Genomic DNA, 16,520 nt, shown 5'->3' on the forward strand with positions numbered 1-16,520 from the left:
CACGGTGAGTAGTCTTGCAACCGCGCTTCACAACCGACGCACACTGATCGCACAACCGATTGCACTACTTGCTTGCACAGCCGGGACCGCCCCTGCTGCCGACGACATCTTGATCTTCCGATCCTCAGGGGATGGACCGATGGATCCCGATATCCGGCTGCTCGGCGCGCCGACCGTCCACCACGGCGGCGTGCCGCTTCGCCTCGACGGACAACGTCGGCTCTGCCTGCTGGCCGTCCTGGTGCTGAACCACGGCCGCACCGTTTCGCGCACCGATCTGGCCGAGTGGGCCTGGCCCTCCTCGCCGCCGGACACCGTCGACCGGCAGATCGCCAACTACGTCTCGGGGCTGCGCAAGATCCTGGAACCGGTCGAGGACCGGATCCAGCTGGTGGCCCGCCGGCCCGGCTACACCGCGTTGATCGATCCCGAACTCCTGGACACCGAACGGTTCGGCGTGCTGCTGCGCCGGGCCCGCGACGCCCGCGACGGGCAGGAGCACCAGATCGCCGGGGAGCGGTTGCGTCAGGCGCTGGGCCTGTGGCACGGCCGGCCGCTGGAAGGACTGGACACCCCCTATCTCCAGCACCGCGCCGCCGAGCTGGAGCGGCAGCGCCGGGACGCGGCGATGCTGCTGGCCGAGATCGAGCTGGAGACCGGCCGGCCCGCCGACGCCGCCGCGGTCCTGCGGGACGTGGCCGCCGGGCGGCCGGACGACGAAGCCGTGGCCGCCACCCTCATCAGGGCCCTGACCCAGGCCGGGCAGACCGACGAGGCGGCCGAGACCGCGACCCGGGCCGACCGCTCGCTGCGGCGTCAGGGCCGTACGCCCACGCCCGCGCTGCGCCAGGCCCACAGCGACGCGCTCGCCGGCCGCGTCCCGTCCCGGCCGAACGATCCGCGGCACCAGCTGCCGGCCGACACCGGCGCGTTCGCCGGCCGGGTCGAGGAGCTGTTCGAGCTTGCCCGGCTCGCTCAGCGTGCCGAGGCCGGGCAGACCCCGGGCGTGCCGGTGATCTGCACGATCGAGGGCATGGGCGGGATCGGCAAGACGGCGCTGGCCGTCCACGCCGCGCACCTGCTGGCCGACCGGTTCCCGGACGGGCAGTTGTTCCTGGAGTGGCACGCGCACGCCGCGGGTGTGGCGACGCGTACCGCCTTCGACGTCCTGGGCAGCGCGCTGGCCGCGCTCGGGGCCCCGCCCCAGACCGTGCCGAACGAGCTCGACGCGCGCGCGGCCAAGTATCGGGCGATGCTGGCCGGCACCCGCACCCTGATCGTGTTGGACAACGTCGATGACGAGAACGAGATCCGGCCCCTGATCCCGGCCGTCGCCGGCTGTCTGGTGCTGATCACCAGCCGTCGGCGTTTGAAGGCGCTGGACGACGTCGAACCGCTGGGCCTGGACGTGCTGCCGGTGGACGACGCCGTGGCGCTGTTCCGGGCGACCGCCGGAGCGGGCCGGGCGCCCGTCGACGACGCGGCGCTGACCGAGCTCGTCGGCATGTGCGGCCGGCTCCCGCTGGCGCTGCGCATCGCCGCCGCGCTGCTGCGGCACCGGCGCAGCTGGCAGGTCGAGCACGTCATCAGGGAACTGCGGGAGGACTCCGGCGATCTGCGGGCCTTCGACGACGGTCAGCGCAACCTGGCGTCGGTTTTCGAGCTGTCGTATCGGAATCTGACCGCCGCGCAGGAGACGGCGCTGTACCGGATAGCCCAGGTCCCGGGGCGCGACCTCGATGTCTTCGCCTTCGCGTGCCTGCTCGACGCCGACCCCCGGGCGGCCCGGCGGCTCCTGGCCGAGCTGGTCGATCGCAGTTTGCTGACCGAGTCGATACCCGGCCGGTTCCAGATGCACGATCTGATGCGTGCCTACGTGCTCTCCCGCGCGGCGAACGCCGATGACGAGGTGACTCGGGACCGGGAGAGCGCACTGGACCGCCTCTTCGACTACTACCAGCACACCGCCCAACTCGCCGACGGCCGTATTCGAACCCTGCCGGCGACGTACGTGTCCGCCGTGACCCGTCCGCCGCGCCACCAGCCGCCGATCAAGGACCGGGAAGCGGCGCAGTCCTGGATGACCGGCGAGATCGAGAACCTGATCGCCGCGGCCCGGCACGCGGCCACCCGGCCGACCGGCGGCCACGGGATCGCCCTGCCGGCGGCCATGGCCACTCATCTCTACTCGCACGGCCCGTGGACCCACGCGCTCGAACTGCACGGCGCGGCCGTCGCCCTCGCCCGCGGGGGCACCGACGCCGCGGCCCTGGCCTGTGCCCTCACCGACCTGGGGATGGCCAGGCGGTTGTGCGGCGACTACCGGGGCGCCGGAGACGTCCACCAAGAAGCCCTGCTCCTGTATGGGGAGCAGGGCGACGCGCGAGCCCAGGCCTTCGTCCTGATCGAACTGAGCCGGGTCTGGCAACTGGTCGGCGACCAGGCCGCCGCCGCGGACACCGCGACCCGGGCCCTGGACATCTCCTCGCGGCTGGACGACCTCCACGGCCAAGCCAGGGCCCTGACTGAGCTGGGCCGGGTCCGTCGGCTCGCGGGGGACTACACCGAGGCCGCCGACACCTGCACCAGGGCCTACCGGCTCTACCGGCGCCTGGACGACACCCAGGGCCTGGCCGAGGTCCTGATGCAGCTGGGGGCGATCCGGCACCTGAGGTGTGACTACGACGCCGCCACCGCCGCGTTCACCGAGGCCCTGGAGCTCTGGGGCCGGCTGGACAGCGTGCTCGGCCGGGCCAACGCGCTGACCTCGCTCGGCGTAGTCCAGCGCCGCACCGGGGAATACGGCGGCGCGACCGACAACATCATCTGGGCCTTGGGCACCTACCGGCGGCTGGACAGCCCGCTCGGACAGGCCGGCGCGCTGACCGAGCTGGGGCGGCTGCGGCGGCTCACGGGCGATCACCGCGGCGCGCGGGAGGCCCTGTCCAAGGCGCTGGACCTGTACTGTCTGCTGGCCCATCCGGGCGGCCAGGCCACGGTCAAGGCCGAGCTGGGCACCGTGCGGCGGTTGGCCGGCGACCACGTCGGCGCCGTGGCCGACACCGCCGAGGCGCTGCGGATCCTGCGCCGGTTCGGCAGCCGCGGCGAGGAGGCCTGGGCGCTGAATCAGCATGCCGCGGCGCTGAGCGCGGCGGGCCGCGTCGAGGAGGCGCTGACGGTCTACAGCCGGGCGCTGGTCCTGAACCGGGAAGTGGGGCAACCCGACGATCAGGCCACTGCTTTCGAGGGTGTCGGCGAGATCCTGCTCCAGTACGGGCGGGTGGAGGAGGGCGGCGCGAACCTGCGGCGGGCCCTGAACCTGTTCGTCCGCCTGGGACTGCAGACCGAGGCCCGCCGCATCCGGGAACGTTATGGCGCGGTCGTCGTCGAGGACGAGGACCCGGCCGAGGAGTGCTTGGAGTACGCGATCGTCGTCCGGTGAGCGCGCGGCGCGCTCCGGCGAGCCCCGGCGGGCGGCGCGCCTACACCGGCACGTGCGCCCCCATGATCACGCACCGGTCGGCCGGCAGCCCGAAGTAGTCCACCGGGCTCGCCGCGTTGTGCGCGATGGTGAGGAACAGCCGCTTGCGCCACGACCGCATCCCCTTGGCGCCGGTCCGCACGATCGCGATCCGGGACAGGAAATAGGACACCGAGTCCACGTCGATCCCGGCGATCTCCCCGGCGTCCGGGTGTTCGGTGGCCCGGCGCAGGATGCGCGGCACGTTCGGCTCGTCCTGGAAGCCGAGCCGGGCGGTGAGGTGCACGATGCCGTCCTCGCTGTGCCCGAGGTCGTCGAAGACCAGCCGCTCGGACCTCGGGATGTGCGGGACCTTCTCCACCATCACGGACAAGATGACCACGGTCTTGTGCAGGGTGTGGTTGTGCTCGACGTTGGCGCGCAGGGCCAGCGGCGTGGTCTCGATGTTCGCGTTGAGGAACACCGCCACCCCGTCCACCCGGTGGATCGGCGGCCGCAGGGCGTCCACCTCGTCCACGAACGCGCGCAGCGGCCCCTCCAGCGCGGTGCGGTTCGGGGTGACGATCGCCCGGCCCCGGCGCCAGGTGCTCAGCACCGTGAAGACCAGGGTCGCCACCAGCAGCGGCAGCCAGCCGCCGTGCACCACCTTGGTCAGGTTCGCGGCGAAGAACGCCGTCTCGGTGGTCAGGAACAGCACCGCGCCCAGCGCGATCTTCCAGGGCGCGACGCCCTTCAGGACCCGGGCCACCGCCAGGAACAAGATGGTGTTGAGCATGAACGTCGCGGTCACCGCGACGCCGTAGGCCGAGGCCAGCGAGGCCGAGGAGCCGAAGCCGATCACCAGGGCGGTGACCGTGCAGCACAGGAACCAGTTCACGACCGGCACGTAGACCTGGCCGATCTCGTGCTCGGAGGTGTGCCGGATGGTCATGTGCGGCAGGAAGCCCAGCTGCATCGCCTGCCGGGTCACGCTGAACGCCCCGGAGATGACGGCCTGCGAGGCGATGACGGTCGCCACCGTGGCCAGGATCACCATCGGCCACTGCGACCAGCTCGGCATGAGCAGGAAGAACGGGTTCGAGACCGTCTCCGGGCGGCGCAGGATCAGCGAGCCCTGGCCCAGGTAGTTCAGCGTCAGCGCCGGGAAGACGAGGAAGAACCACGCGCGGTGGATGGGCCGGCGGCCGAAGTGGCCCATGTCGGCGTACAGCGCCTCGGCGCCGGTGACCGCCAGCACCACCGAGGCCAGCGCGATGAACGCCACCACCCCGTGGTGGACCATGAACATCGCGCCGTAGCTGGGGGACAGGGCCTTGATGATCGCCGGGTGCGCGGCGACCTCGGTTGCCCCGGCCACCCCGATGATCGCGAACCAGACCGTCATCACCGGTCCGAACAGGCCGCCGACCAGCGCGGTGCCGTACTTCTGGATCGCGAACAGGCCGATCACGATGACCACGGTCAGCGGCACGACGTAGTCCTTGAGCCCGGGCGCGGAGACCTTCAGGCCCTCCACCGCCGACAGCACCGAGATCGCCGGGGTGATCATGCCGTCGCCGTAGAACAGCGACGCCCCGAGTATCCCCAATGCGACCAGCAGTACCTTGGTCCTGGTGGAGCGGAAGTCCAGCTTCTGGATCAGGGCGGTGAGCGCCATGATGCCGCCCTCGCCGTCGTTGTCGGTGCGCAGGATGAAGCTCACGTACTTGACCGACACGATCAGCGTGATCGCCCAGAAGATCAGCGAGACGACGCCGTAGACCTGGTCCGCGGATGTCCCGACCGCCTTGTTGTCCGCGGTGAAGACGGTCTGCATCGCGTACAGCGGGCTGGTGCCGATGTCGCCGAACACGACGCCCAGCGCGCCGAGCATCAACGCGGTCGCACCGGCCTTGCGGGTCCGGCGTCCGCCGCCGTCGGCGGCGGGTGTGGCGGTCTGCGAGGACGTCCCCGTGGTGTTACTGATCACAGGTCAGTGATCCTGACAGGTGTGCGGGGCGTGAGCAAGAGGCCGTCAAGTATGTGGAACACGTAGGCGTCGGACGGTGATCGGATGACTCCCCTCAGCTCTTTCCCCGGGTATGTTGTCACTGTGCTCGGATTGTGAAGAGCGGCTGGGAAACTCCCGATTCAGCCACCGATCTGCCGAGTCCCGGGAGGACCTTTGAAACGAAGAACGCCGCAGAGCCTTGTCAGGGCTCTGCTGGCCATCGCCGGCCTGCTGCTCACCGTCACCGGCATCGGCGTGTCCGGTGCCCCGCGCGCCTCCGCCGCCTCGGCGATCGGCGGGCCGATCAGCCGCGGCGAGATCATCGCGCGGGCCCAGTACTGGGTCGACAACCAGCCGGGTCCCTACGATCAGAGCGGCTGGTCGCCCGGCCCGGGCGGGGACCACAACTACCGCCGCGACTGCTCCGGCTACGTGGACATGGCCTGGCACCTGAACGCCGACCCCGCCACCGAGGGCCTGTGGGACACCTTCACGGTCCCGATCGACCGGAGCGATCTGCGGCCCGGCGACATCCTGATCAACTACACCGAGCACACGTTCATCTTCGACCACTGGACCGACGCCAACGGCGACTTCCTCTACTACTCCTTCGGCGAGACCCCGGTCCAGCACCTGACCGGCAACATCAACGCCGGCTACGTCGACGGCATCGCCAACGGCGACCTCTCCGCGCGCCGTTACAACCAGGTCGTCGACGACACCGCGGTGGCGCCGCACCCCTACCCGTCCGGCCGCATCGTGTCGGCGCGGGACGCGGACGGCCGGCTGGAGACGTTCGCGGCCGGTCCGGACGGGATCTGGCACTCCTGGCAGAACTCGCCGAACGGCACGTGGTCGAACTGGGTGAACGAGGGCGGGATGCCCAACGCGCAGCTGGCCATCGCCCCGAACGCTGACGGCCGGCTGGAGTTGTTCGCCGAGAACTCCACCGAGCTGGACCACCTCTGGCAGACCGCGCCGAATGCCGCCTGGTCGACCTGGGCCAAGCTCGGCGGCGGCGGATACCGGATCGCCGCCGGGGCCAACGCGGACGGCCGGATCGAGGTGTTCGCCTCCAACGACACCGGGGTCTTCCACTGCTGGCAGACGGCGCCGAACAGCCCGTTCTCGGACTGGGCCGGAGTCGCCGGGCCCGCGGACTCGCGGTTGCAGATGGAGCGTTCCTCTGACGGCCGCCTGGAGGTGTTCGCGTTGTCGGACACCACGTTCGGCCACCTGTATCAGACCGCTGCGAACGGCGGCTGGTCGGCGTGGGAGAACTTCGGGGGCGGCGGCACGGACCTGACGGTCAATCACAACGCGGACGGCCGTCTGGAAGTCTTCGCCTCCAACGCCGACGGCGTGTCCCACAAGTGGGAGACCAGCGCCACCACCTGGTCGGGCTGGGCCACCACCAACGGCGGCGCGGCCACCTCCCAGCTGTCCTCCTCGGTCGCGATCGACGGCCGGATCGAGGTGTTCGCGATCAACGGCAGTACCGCCACGCACATCTGGCAGGCGGCCGTGGACGGGAACTGGTCGGCGTGGGAGACCTTCGGCACCGGCGGTACCTCGGTCGAGGCCGCCGAAAACCAGGACGGCCACGAGGAGGTGTTCGCCGCCAGCAGCGCGGGCGTCTACCACAAGTGGCAGACCGGGTTCAGCACCTGGTCGGACTGGGGCTGGGTGAACAACACGGCCGGACCGGCGCTGTCCTGAGGGGCAGTCTTCCGCACCGGGTGAAAGCGGCGTCGCGGTCTCGTGTGGGAGACCGCGACGCCGCTTTCAGCTGCCATCGGCCTTCCGCTGTCAGCCCTTTCACTGTCATCCGCCGCCATCCGCCGCCAACCGTCACCGTGCGCGGGCGAAGTCTTTCCGCTTGATCTTCGCGCGCCGGCCGTCGGGGTGGTGGAAGACCACGCCTTCGGCGAGATGGCCCGGCGCGTAACGGGATTCCAGGGTCGTCAGCCAGTCGTGCAGTTCCTGGTAGGTGCGCGGCGCTTCCTGGTAGTCCGGGACGATCAGGTTGAACGGGACACAGACGTGCTCGTCCAGTCCCAGCGGGTTGCCCTGGATCCGGGGACCGAGCGCCTCGACGCTGTGCTCCCCGTCCGGCCAGGACGCGACGACGGTGTTGGCGGCGGCCTCGCGCAGCCACTTGTCCTCGGCCCCGTGTTCGTCGGTGTCGACGTACCAGCCGTCGACGATGCCCGCGGCCTTCTGCGCCTTCGACGGATTGCGCCGCTTCTCCACGCGCACGATCGTGCCGGAGCGGACGGTGAGCCGGGCGTTCGTGCCGTCCAGCTTCTCGGTCGCCCGGCCCGCCCCGGCGAACACCCAGTCGCACTCCGCGCGCGGCTTGTCGACGACGTGGAATCGGTCGTCGCGTTCGAAAATCGTCGGGATCTTCTCCATGACTGCGGCCCCCTTGCGGACGTGTGTCAGCAACTCCTCGGCGTCCACGACCCCGTAGACGAGTCCGGCCGCCAGCGCCCGCACCAGATCGGCGACCGGCACCCCGGCCCGGGTCGCGACCGCCTTGAGGACGGCCTTCTCCTCCGGTGCGACCCAGGCGACCAGCCGTGACCATCCCGGCGGCGGGCTCCAGACGGCAAGCCGATCAGGATCCTTACGCGGGCGGCCACGGCGTGGTGCGGCCTCGTTCGACGGCTCGGACATGCCTCGAGGATGGCCGGGGTTTTCTGTTGTGTCAACAGAAAAAGGGGCTACGTTGAAAAAGGGGCCTACGTCATCGACGGCCCGGCGGTGCTCGCGAGGTACTGCCAGCTCGCCCAGGCAGTCGGGCTGGTCTGCCAGATGTGGTAGACGCCGGTGCTGCTGGAAGCGAACACCTCCTCGTGGCCGTCCTGGTTCTCGTTGGCGTCGACGGCGGTGCCGCCGGTGCCGAACGCGGCCCACGCCGACCAGACCCCGTTGACCGCGGTCTGCCACAGGTGCGTGGTGGTACTGCCGTTGACGGCGAACACCTCGATCCGGCCGTCAGGGGCGGTCGAGGAGGCCAGCTGCGAACTCGCTGCCCCGCCGTTGGTGCCGGCCCAGTCCGACCAGGTGGTGTAAGAGGTCTGCCACTTGTGGAACACGCCGCTGGCGTTGGAGGCGAAGACTTCCAGACGGCCGTCGGCGTTGTGGTTGACCGTCAGGCCGGTGCCGCCGCCCCCGAAGGTCTCCCAGGCGGACCAGCCGCCGTTGACAGCGGTCTGCCATAGGTGGCCGAACGTGGTGTCCGACAGGGCGAACACCTCCAGCCGGCCGTCCGGGGCGTTCTCCATCTGCAACTGCGAATCGCCCGGACCACCGAGCCCGGCCCAGCTGGAGTTCCAGCCGCCGCTGGGGGCGGTCTGCCAGATGTGGAAGACCCCCGAGCTGTTGGAGGCGAACACTTCGATCCGGCCGTCGGCGTTGGTCCCGGCGGCGAGCTGGTATCCGCCGCCGCCGAGCTTGGCCCAGGTCGACCAGGCGGCATTCGGCGCGGTCTGCCAGAGGTGGTCCAGCTCGGTGGAGTTCTCGGCGAACAGCTCCAGCCGGCCGTCAGCGTTCGGGGCGATGGCCAGCTGCGCGTTGGGCAGCCCGCCCTCGTTCACCCAGTTCGACCACGTGCCGTTCGGTGAGTTCTGCCACGCGTGCCAGATCCCGTCCGGACCGGCCGCGAACGTCTCCAGCCGGCCGTCCGCGTCCCGCGCCGACACGATGCGGCCCGACGCGTACGGATGCCGGCCGCCATGGCCGCCGGGCGGCGCGCAGAACGCGGCGAGGTCGGCGAGGGTGCCGTTGAAGACGTCCTTGTCGACCGTCGCGCTGCTCACACCGGGGACGTCGGTGCCGCTCCCGCTGAACTGCCAGATGGCGAAGCCCGACCAGCCGTTCGGCAACGCGCCCGGCGTCGAGGCGTAGTCGGCGAAATCGAGCGGGTAGGTGCCGAACGAGGTGTCGCCGCCGGTGCAGGTGTTCCACCACGGCGCGCCCACGTAGATCACCGGCGGCCGTCCGGCGCGCGCCTGGACCTCGTTGGTGAACGCGTGCAGGAAGGCCACCATGTCGGCCGGGGACTGGCCGTAGCACAGGCCCAGGCCCTCGGCGTTGCCGTCGTCGAGGTCGATCATCGGCGGCAGCATCGTGCCGTCGTCGACGTAGTCGGCGTGGTCCATGAAGAAGTCGGCCTGTTGCACGGCCGTGGACAGGCCGGTGTCCGGGTGGGGCCAGACGTAGGGACCGGCGAACAGGCCCGCCGCCTTCGCGTTGGCCTGTTGCTGCGGGCCGGTCGGGTTCAGGTAGGTCGAGCCTTCGCTGATCTTGACGTAGGCGAAGCGCTCGCCGTCTCCATGGACCTGGTTCCAGTCGACGGTGGGGCCCTGGTTGCTGGAGATGTCGATGCCGGTGACGGAGTAGCCGGGCGGTGCGGACTCCGCGGAGGCCGAGGGCGCCGCCAGTCCGACGGTCGCGACGGCCACGGCGGCGCCGGTCAGCAGGCCGAGGGCGCGCCGTTTCGCCGCGCGCATGGTGTGCCCTCTCATGGGTTGATGCCGTCGAACTGGAGCACCCGGTAGGGGTTCGGCGCGTTGTTCCCCGGCCACTGCGAGACGATGAGCGTCAGCGAGGTCGCGCTGGCGCTGCCGGGGTGGATGTAGCCGCCGTAGAGGCTCGGCACCTGCGGCTTGCCCCAGTAGGTGGGGTAGCGGTAGTCGCCGACGATCTGGGGCAGCGGCACGGACCAACCGCCTTCGGGACGCGGGGAGGTGCGGGTGTAGATCGCGTAGTTGTCGACGTCGAAGTAGCTCATGCAGTACGTACCGTTGATGTTCTTGACCGAGAACTCGCCGAAGTTGTTGGCCGCCGGGAACAGCGGGGTCGGGTAGGCGTTGGAGGTCCACTGCCAGTTGCCGCTGCTGACCTCGGCCCAGTTCTGCTGGTTCTGCCAGGCGCCGTTGTGGAAGTCCTCCTGGGTGAACCGGAACAGCTGGATCAGCCCCTGGTCCGCGGAGTTGTTGTGGCTGCCGTTCCAGCGCTTGGAGTAGATGTACAGGAACCCGTCGGCGTCGATGCCGGCGAATGACCACATCCCGTACAGCGACTCGTTCCCGCCGGTCCGGTCGCCGGGCCAGTGGTAGCCGAAGTCGGTCCAGGTGACGCCGTAGTCGTCGGAGTAGGCGACGCCGGAGCACACCGAGCCGTCGTAGCCGGCCGGCGGGCCCCAGGTGAAGACCGAGGTGTACTGGATGTAGGTGCGGCCCCCGAACTCGATGCAGTCGTTCGGGATGCGGGTCACCTCGACGTCGCCGAGTCCGTTGTTCGCGCCGTGCCGGTAGTTGAAGGTCTGGCGCGCCTGCCCGTAGGTCGGCATCGCCCACGTGAACGAGATCGGGGTCGCGCCGCTGCTGTCGAATGTCGCCTGGTTCAGCATCACCGGCGAGCCGAGGTAGTTGTCGCCTTGGTTGGGGCCGCCATAGGAGTCGCCGAAGACGTAGCCCCAGCTGTTGTCATGCTGCCGGTGGTAGGGGATCCCCAGGTCCCCGCAGCCGAGCCCCTGCTGACTGGCCGAATCGCCGCCGGGGTTCTGGCACAACGGAGTCCCGGTCTGCCCCACCCCGTTGGTGGCGGCCGCCGGCGCCGCGGCACCGATGCCCGCCCCGAGCCCGAGGCCCGCCCCCACCGTCAGCCCGGTGCCGGCCTTGAGAAGCGAGCGCCGGCTGAAGTCGCGGCCGCTCCGTGAAAGTTCAGACATTCTCAACCCTCTTGTTCATCGGGGTCAGGATGCGACGGCTGTCACGGAGGGCAGTATTGAGACGGCGGTTCACAATCGGCGCATAGCGATCGCACAATCCGCGGCGGGATGCGCGAGGACTGATGCGGTGCGGGACTGTGCGGTGCGCGGGGGCGGCCAGGTGGCGCGTTCGGCGAGGTGGTGCGGCTACTCGTAGCGGTCGTCGTGCCCGGCGAAGTCCTGATCCGCCGCGACCACTTCCGCCCTTAACCCTCCAGCAATGCTTCGCGAGCGCGCGCGAGCAGCGCCATCAGCTCGTCGAACCGCTCGGTGCCCAGCGCCTGCCGGGTCCGCTCCTCGGCGGCGAGTTCGCGGCGGACGCCGTCGGCGGAGGCGGTCCGGCCCGCTTTGGTGGCGTGCAGGCCGACCGTGCGGCCGGTGCCGACGTGGCGCTCGATGAACCCGAGTGTGGTCAGGCGCGCGGCCGCCTGGCTCATCGCCTGCTGGCTCTTGCCCAGCCGTTGGGCGATCTCGGTGACGGTCACCCCGGGCTCGGCCACGACCGCGTCGAGCATGTGGTTCAGCGGCAGGGACAGGGCGGTGCCGGACAGGGCGGCCTCGCCGCGTTGCTCGATGAGCGCGCTGACTTCGCGCAGCCGGCCCCGGAGCAGCCCCGAGAGCGCGGCTCCCTTTCCGGCGTCGGCCCCCGGCCCGGATTCGGCTCCGGTCGCTGTCGTGTCCATGCCTGCATGATACGCGGCGATCACTACTCGCTGTGAACACAAGTGGCTGTGTATCTATATACATTGTGTGCACAAGTGCTTGTGATAGCCTGAGCTCAGTGGTTCGGGGGAAGGAAGGAACTCATCATGAAGGTATTCGTGACCGGCGCCACCGGGTTCGTCGGATCGTTCATCGTCAGGGAACTGATCAGCGGCGGTCATGAGGTGGCCGGGCTGAGCCGCTCGGAGAGCGGCGCCGAGGCGCTGATCCGGGCCGGCGCGAAGGTCGTGCGGGGCGACGTGAACGACCTGCACGGGCTGCGCGAGGCGGCCGGGGCGGCGGACGCCGTCGTCCACACCGCCTTCGACCACAGTGCCGCCGATATGAAGCTGCACAGCGAGAACGACCGGAAGGTCATCGCGGCGCTCGGCGCGGCGCTGGCCGGTACCGACCGGCCGCTGATCGTCACCTCCGGCACCGGCCTGGTCCGGTCTGCGGACGGCGGCCCGGTGCGCGAGACCGACCCGCACGCCACCTCGGCGGTGTTCCCCCGTGCCGCGTCCGAGGAGGCGGCCGACGCGCTGATCGCGGCGGGCGCGAACGTCATCGTGATGCGGCTGCCGCAGGTGCACGACACCCGCCGGCAGGGCCGCATCAGCTGGCACATCCAGGTCGCCGAGGAACAAGGCCGCGTCGCCTACGTCGGCGAGGGCCGGAACCGGGTGCCGGCCGTCCACGTCACCGACGCGGCCCGGCTCTACCGGCTGGCGCTGGAACGCGGCGAGGCGGGCGCTCGCTACCACGCCGTGGCCGAGGAAGGCGTGGCCCTGCGCGAGATCGCGGAGGCGATCGGGACGGGACTGGACCTGCCGGTCGAGTCGATCACCGCCGAGCAGGCGCCGGAGTACTTCGGGTGGTTGGCGGAGCTTGCCCAGCTGGATCTGCCGGCTTCCGGCGCTTCGACCCGGCAGCGGCTGGACTGGGAGCCCGGCGGCCCGGATCTGCTGACTGATCTGCGGGCGGCGGAGTCCGACGTGGCTTGAGGCGACGTGGCTTGAGGCGACGTGGCTTGAGGTGCTCGGCATGACGTGAGGCGGCTCGGCTCGGCTCGGGTCGACCCGCCACCGTCCGGCGCAGCCCGGCCGGCGCCAGGCTGCAGGTTGGCAGATATCGTCCCCCATGTGTCATTGCTGCCAACCGAGGCCGCGCCGACCATAGAACCATGACTATCATCGAGACGGCCGAAGCCGACCCCGGCCCGGACCTCGACCGTCGATCCAGCTTCATCCGGCGACCGCTCGCCCCGCGCTCGGCCTATCTGCTGGCGGCCGGAATCGTCGGGCTGGCGATGTTCGCCTCCGGGATCCCCTCGCCGCTCTACGACACCTACAGCAAGCTGTGGGGCTTCTCCGCCGTGGTGCTGACCATCGTCTACGCGACCTACGCCTTCGGGGTGCTCGTGGCGTTGCTGCTGGCCGGACGGGTGTCGGACGAGATCGGCCGCCGCCCGGTGTTGCTCGTCGCATTGTGCGGGATCCTGGTCTCCACGATCGTGTACATGCCCGCCCAGTCGGTCGCGTGGCTGTACGCCGCGCGCGGGTTGCAGGGCCTGGCGACCGGTCTGGCCCTGAGCGCGGCCAGCGCGTCATTGCTCGACCTGCATCCCCGCCGCGATCCGATCTCGGTCGGGCTGGCCAACGGCGTGGCGTCGGCCGGCGGGATCGGGCTCGGCATCTTCGCCTCCTCGGTCCTCGTGCAGTACCTGCCCGCGCCCCGGGTGCTGCCCTACGTGCTGCTCGCGGTCCTGCTCCTCATCGCCACGATCGCCACTCTGTGCCTCCAGGACCCGGTGACGCCGCGCCCCGGCGCCCGGATCCGGCTCACGCCGCAGCGCCCGAGTGTGCCGCCGTCGGGCCGCCGCGCGTTCCTGCTGGCCTCGCTCGCGGTGCTCTCGTCCTGGTCGCTCAACGGCCTGTACTTGTCTCTCGGCCCCGAGCTGAGCGCGAATCTGTTGCACAGCAACTCGGTGGTCTTGTCAGGGCTCGTAGTCTCCAGCCTGCCGGCCGCCGCCGCGCTGTCCCAAGTGGTCTTCGGACGCGGCGCGCCGTGGGCGGGCGCCAGCTACGGCTCGTTGGCCCTGGCCGCGGGCATGGGGCTGCTCGTCGCCGCCGTGGCCGTCGGCTCGGGCGCGTTGTTCGTCGTCGCCAGCGTGATCGCCGGTTTCGGGTTCGGCACGGCGTTCCTCGGCGGCCTGCGCTCGCTGTCCGCGGCCGTGCCGCCCGAGCACCGGGCCGCGGTGATGTCAGCGTTCTACATCGTCGCCTACGGCGCGCTGTCGCTGCCCGCGATCGCCGCCGGACTCCTGAGTAGCCCGCTGGGCCTGAACCGGACCTTCGAGATCTTCGGGGTGGCGATCGCGGCCCTGGCGCTCGTCGTCGCCGGCGAGGCGTGGCGGACCCGGCCCGGTCGGCTGTCATCGCGGCAGTGATCGCCGGTTGGCAGTAATCGTCCTGAGCAGACGTTTGCAGCCAGCGGCCTGCCGCTTCATCATGGAGGAATGAGCAACGTGCGCGCCCCCTCGCCCCATCGCGTGGTCATCGTGGCCTTCGACGGAGTCCAGGCGCTCGACATCACCGGCCCGTCGGACGTCTTCGAGTTCGCCGGACGCGGCCGGACCGGCTACGAGATCGAGGTGGTCGCGCCGGCCCCGGTCGTGACCACGTCCAGCGGTCTGCGGATCGTGCCCCACGCGACCGTCGACCGGTTCCGCGGCCGGATCGACACGCTGATCGTCGCCGGCGCCATCGGCAAGCGCCGGGACGCGGTGGACGAGGAGCTGATCGCCTGGCTGCGCCGGGCCAGCCGGCGCGCGCGGCGCACCGCGTCCGTCTGCACCGGCGCGTTCCTGTTGGCGCGCGCGGGCATTCTCGACGGCCGGAAGGCGACGACCCACTGGGCCGCGTGCGCCGATCTGGCCCGCGAGTATCCGGCCGTCACCGTGCTGCCCGATCCGATCTACGTGCGCGACGGCGACGTCTACACCTCCGCCGGGGTCTCCGCGGGCATCGACCTGGCGCTCGCGCTGGTCGAGGAGGACCTGGGGCCGCAAGTCGCGCTCCAGGTCGCCCGCCAACTCGTCCTGTTCATCCGGCGCCCGGGCGGCCAAACCCAGTTCAGCCGCGGCCTTGCCGGACAAGCTGCCTCCCGGCCGAGTATCAGGGAACTGCAGGACTGGATCGCGGACCACCTGGACCACGACCTGTCCGTGACCGCCCTGGCCAACCGGGCGCTGATGAGCCCGCGAAACTTCGCCCGCGTCTTCGCGGCCGAGACCGGCTCCACGCCGGCCGCCTACGTCGAGGCGGTCCGGTTGGAGCGGGCACGGATGCTGCTGGAGAGCAGCGAGGAGCGGATCGAGGAGATCGCCCGGCAGTGCGGTTTCGGCACGGTCGAGACGCTGCGCCGGTCGTTCAGCCGGCACCTCCACGTGAGCCCGCACGGCTATCGGCAGCGGTTCGCGACCGCCGTGCCGTTCAGCGCCGTGCCGTTCAGCGCCGCGGCGGCCAGCTGATACGAAGGCGCCTGCTCATGGCTTGAAGCGCAACGTGAGTACGAGCCCGCCCTCGGCGCGCGGCTGCGCGGTCAGCTCCGCGCCGTGGGCCTCGGCGATCGAGCGGGCGATCGACAGGCCCAGGCCGTGCCCGCTCTGCGCGGTGCGGTCCGGACCGTGACGGCGGAACGGCTCGAACAGGTCGAGGACCTTCTCCGACGATACGTGCGGGCCGGTGTTGGTGACGGTCAGCGTCGCGGCGGCGGCGTCGAGGCGGACGTCCACAAAACCCCCGCGCCGGTTGTATTGGACCGCGTTCCTCGTGAGGTTCGTCAGCAGGTGCCGTAACAGGATCGGGTCGCCGTGCACGACCATCGGCCCGGCCGCCTCGAAGACCTTGACGCCGACCTCGTTCGTCGCCGCCAACGGGGCCAGCTCGGCGGCCGCAATCCGGGCCACGCCGCCGAGTTCCACCGGCTCCGTGGCCTCCACCCCGCGATCGCTGCGCGCCAACAGCAACAGGGCATTGATAAGCTGCTCGGCCTCGTGGTTGGCGGCGAGCATGTCGTCGCGCACCTCGGCGAGTCCGTCGGGCAGCGGATCGGCGAACCCGACCTGGAGACAGGTGCGCTGGACGGCCAGTGGTGTCTTCAACTCGTGGGAGGCGTTCGCGACGAACCGGCGTTGGCTCTCGAAGGACTTCTCCAGCCGGTCGAGCATGGTGTCGAAGGTGTCGGCGAGGCGGTGCAACTCGTCGTCGGGGCCGGTCAGGGACAGCCGCTGGTGCAGGCTCTCCTCGCTGATCTGGCGCGCCGCCCCGGTGATCGCGGCGACCGGGCGCAGCGCCCGTCCGGCCAGCCGCCAGCCCAGCACCCCGGCGGCCAACGCCAGCACCACGAGGCCGACCGCGGACCAGAGCACCATCTCGCGCAGGGCGGTGTCCTGGACCGCCCGCACCGTCTGGTCGATCTTCTGGAGCAGTACCGCGCCCGAGAGCGAGTTCGGGCCCGGGGCCGCCGCCGACAGGTGAGCTGGTCCGGCCGCCCCCGCCGCCCTG

General features: G+C 70.8%; 11 protein-coding genes. 5 read left to right on the forward strand and 6 right to left on the reverse strand.

Annotated elements, in window-relative coordinates; all coding sequences use genetic code 11:
* The first annotated feature begins 139 nt into the window (after nt 1-139).
* Nucleotides 140-3,442, forward strand: coding sequence for an AfsR/SARP family transcriptional regulator (locus KGQ19_RS25455; protein ID WP_212012559.1), 3,303 nt, complete (start codon nt 140-142; stop codon nt 3,440-3,442).
* Between the two features lie 40 nt (nt 3,443-3,482).
* Here the strand turns inward: KGQ19_RS25455 and KGQ19_RS25460 are convergent, their stop codons facing one another.
* On the reverse strand, nt 3,483-5,450 hold the full coding sequence (locus tag KGQ19_RS25460; protein ID WP_212012560.1) for a potassium transporter Kup: 1,968 nt from the start codon (nt 5,448-5,450) through the stop codon (nt 3,483-3,485).
* A 195-nt stretch (nt 5,451-5,645) separates the two neighbouring features.
* Here KGQ19_RS25460 and KGQ19_RS25465 point away from each other — a divergent pair, with 195 nt between their 5' ends.
* A complete protein-coding gene (locus KGQ19_RS25465; protein ID WP_212012562.1) occupies nt 5,646-7,190 on the forward strand; it encodes a PLL family lectin in 1,545 nt (514 codons plus the stop codon).
* A gap of 132 nt (nt 7,191-7,322) precedes the next feature.
* Here the strand turns inward: KGQ19_RS25465 and KGQ19_RS25470 are convergent, their stop codons facing one another.
* The 4 genes from KGQ19_RS25470 to KGQ19_RS25485 form a co-directional block, all read right to left on the reverse strand.
* Nucleotides 7,323-8,150, reverse strand: a complete 828-nt coding sequence (locus tag KGQ19_RS25470) for a hypothetical protein (protein ID WP_212012564.1) — start codon at nt 8,148-8,150, stop codon at nt 7,323-7,325.
* A gap of 65 nt (nt 8,151-8,215) precedes the next feature.
* On the reverse strand, nt 8,216-10,003 hold the full coding sequence (locus KGQ19_RS25475; protein ID WP_212012566.1) for a DUF8189 domain-containing protein: 1,788 nt from the start codon (nt 10,001-10,003) through the stop codon (nt 8,216-8,218).
* Nucleotides 10,000-11,211, reverse strand: a complete 1,212-nt coding sequence (locus KGQ19_RS25480) for a DUF4185 domain-containing protein (protein WP_212012568.1) — start codon at nt 11,209-11,211, stop codon at nt 10,000-10,002. Before KGQ19_RS25480 ends, KGQ19_RS25475 begins: the two co-directional genes overlap by 4 nt.
* A gap of 245 nt (nt 11,212-11,456) precedes the next feature.
* A complete protein-coding gene (locus tag KGQ19_RS25485; RefSeq protein ID WP_212012570.1) occupies nt 11,457-11,933 on the reverse strand; it encodes a MarR family winged helix-turn-helix transcriptional regulator in 477 nt (158 codons plus the stop codon).
* A gap of 126 nt (nt 11,934-12,059) precedes the next feature.
* Here KGQ19_RS25485 and KGQ19_RS25490 point away from each other — a divergent pair, with 126 nt between their 5' ends.
* The 3 genes from KGQ19_RS25490 to KGQ19_RS25500 all read left to right on the forward strand — a co-directional run bounded on the left by KGQ19_RS25490 (nt 12,060) and on the right by KGQ19_RS25500 (nt 15,484).
* Nucleotides 12,060-12,956, forward strand: coding sequence for an SDR family oxidoreductase (locus KGQ19_RS25490; RefSeq protein WP_212012572.1), 897 nt, complete (start codon nt 12,060-12,062; stop codon nt 12,954-12,956).
* 179 nt (nt 12,957-13,135) lie between these two features.
* Nucleotides 13,136-14,401 (forward strand): MFS transporter, encoded by a 1,266-nt coding sequence (locus KGQ19_RS25495; RefSeq protein ID WP_212012574.1) that lies wholly within the window; start codon nt 13,136-13,138, stop codon nt 14,399-14,401.
* Between the two features lie 69 nt (nt 14,402-14,470).
* Complete coding sequence (locus tag KGQ19_RS25500) at nt 14,471-15,484, forward strand: GlxA family transcriptional regulator (RefSeq protein WP_212012576.1); 1,014 nt, start codon at nt 14,471-14,473, stop codon at nt 15,482-15,484.
* A 15-nt stretch (nt 15,485-15,499) separates the two neighbouring features.
* Here KGQ19_RS25500 and KGQ19_RS25505 read toward each other — a convergent pair.
* Nucleotides 15,500-16,520: sensor histidine kinase (locus tag KGQ19_RS25505; RefSeq protein WP_212012578.1), on the reverse strand; the 1,021-nt coding region annotated here is incomplete at its 5' end.

Origin of the sequence: Catenulispora pinistramenti (assembly GCF_018274385.1) — a bacterium.
GTDB lineage: Bacteria > Actinomycetota > Actinomycetes > Streptomycetales > Catenulisporaceae > Catenulispora > Catenulispora pinistramenti.